Origin of the sequence: Neoroseomonas rubea, assembly GCF_016106015.1 — a bacterium.
Taxonomy (GTDB): domain Bacteria; phylum Pseudomonadota; class Alphaproteobacteria; order Acetobacterales; family Acetobacteraceae; genus Neoroseomonas; species Neoroseomonas rubea.
Window position 1 is genome coordinate 1 of sequence record NZ_JACADQ010000554.1, and the last position, 1,594, is coordinate 1,594.

Consider the following 1,594-nt stretch of genomic DNA (forward strand, 5'->3'; position numbering starts at 1 on the left):
TCAGGCTGCTCCATCGTCAATGTCCCGACAGAACGAGGGTCTTGAACGGCATCAGCGCCGCCTGGATCCGCAGCAGGATGGCATGCACCATCCCCACCGCGTCGACGCCGTGCAGCGCGAAGCGCCGCAGCGTGCCCAGCCCGGGCTGGGCCAGCGCCTCGTGGTTCGAGGTATAGGCGTTGGCGATGCAGCTGCTGCCCGGCAGCACCCCGTCGAGCCCGTTCCCGTAGAGCGGCTCGAGCGTCACCAGCACCGTGCCCGGACGGCTGAACTGCTGGATGTCGAGCAACTGGTCGCTGCTGCGCACCTGCCCGCCGGCGATGAAGCCCTGCACCTGCGTGACCACCATCGGGATCACGACCCAGGGGTTCGTGGCGCACACCGCTTCCGCAACCATCCCCGGCCGCAGCACCTGCGCCTCGATCTGCCCGAACCCCGCGACCAGCCGCGCACCACTCATGCCGAGATTGTCCGGCACCAGCACGCCCGCGGGGCGCATGAACGGGTTCACCACGTCGCCGACCTGGAGCAGGAACTGCTCGACCCGCCCGCCGACGCCCGCGCGCACGACGGTCTTGTCGAGTTCCGCCTGCGCCTGGGCCAGGGCGGCCACGGCGCTCGCGCGCTGCGCGGGCAGCTGGTCCGAGATGCGCGCCGCGATGCCCTGCTGCGCGGCCATCGCCGCCGCCACGCCCGCGCGCCGCGTCTCCACCAGCACCTGCAGGCGCTCGATCTCGCGCTGCGCCACCACCAGGTTCGGCGCGTTGCGGTTCAGCCGCACCTTGGTGTCGAGCTCGTCCTCCGCCTGGTCGAGCGCGCCCTGCGCCTCAAGCACCCGCGCCTGGGATCCGAGCAGGTCCGCCTGGGCCATCACGGTCGCCGCATCGACCTCGGTGATGGCGCGCCGCGCGGTCTCGAGCGCAGTGCGCTGCGTGTCGTCGATCAGCCGGAACAGCGGCGTCCCGGCCTCCACGCGCTCGCTGCCGCGTACGTAGATCTCGGCCACGCGCCCGTTGATCTGCGGCACGATCGGCACGGAACGGAACACCGCGTTCACATAGGTCGTGCTCGGGTGGAAGTAGAAGACGGCGGTGATCAGGCTGATCGTCAGCAGCACGCAGGTGACAAGGCCCCAGCGCAGCTCGAACCACACCGAATACAGCGTGATCTCCCGCCCGATCCGCTTGCCCTGCGCATAGCGGCGGAACAGGTAGTCCGGCAGCAGCGTCAGCATCGAACAGATCATGAGCTCGAGCATGGCTCAGTGCTCCCGCTCGGCATGGCCGGTTCGTCCGGCGCGGGCGTCCTCGTCATCCCCGGGCGGCAGGCCCGCCATCTTCTCGTTCGCCCCGGCAATCCGCCGCAGCGGCCCGGTAAAGTCCGGGATGTCGATCAGGGCCAGCAGCAGCCCGATCACCCAGAACAGGTGGACATGCGTGAACAACGCCAGCAGGCCGAGCACCGCGACGATCTCGAACTGCATCTTCTTGCTGCCATGGGCCATGCGTTCCGGCAGCGTGTGCAGCCGCAGGAACAGGATGCCGAAGCAGATCACGGCAACAACCAGGAAGATGCCGGTGCCCACCAGCAGCGG

At 69.4% G+C, this 1,594-nt stretch carries 2 protein-coding genes; both read right to left on the reverse strand.

The window, feature by feature from the left end:
* Window positions 1-16 precede the first annotated feature (16 nt).
* On the reverse strand, window positions 17-1,258 hold the full coding sequence (locus HW577_RS24770; protein WP_198378753.1) for an HlyD family secretion protein: 1,242 nt from the start codon (window positions 1,256-1,258) through the stop codon (window positions 17-19).
* Window positions 1,259-1,261: 3 nt separating this feature from the next.
* Window positions 1,262-1,594, reverse strand: a 333-nt coding sequence (locus tag HW577_RS24775) for a hypothetical protein (RefSeq protein ID WP_419956609.1), incomplete at its 5' end; no start/stop codon positions are given.

Coding starts and splice junctions, on each gene's coding strand:
- HW577_RS24770 (WP_198378753.1), bottom strand. CDS start 1,258: ATGCTCGAGCTCATGATCTGTTCGATGCTGACGCTGCTGCCGGACTAC.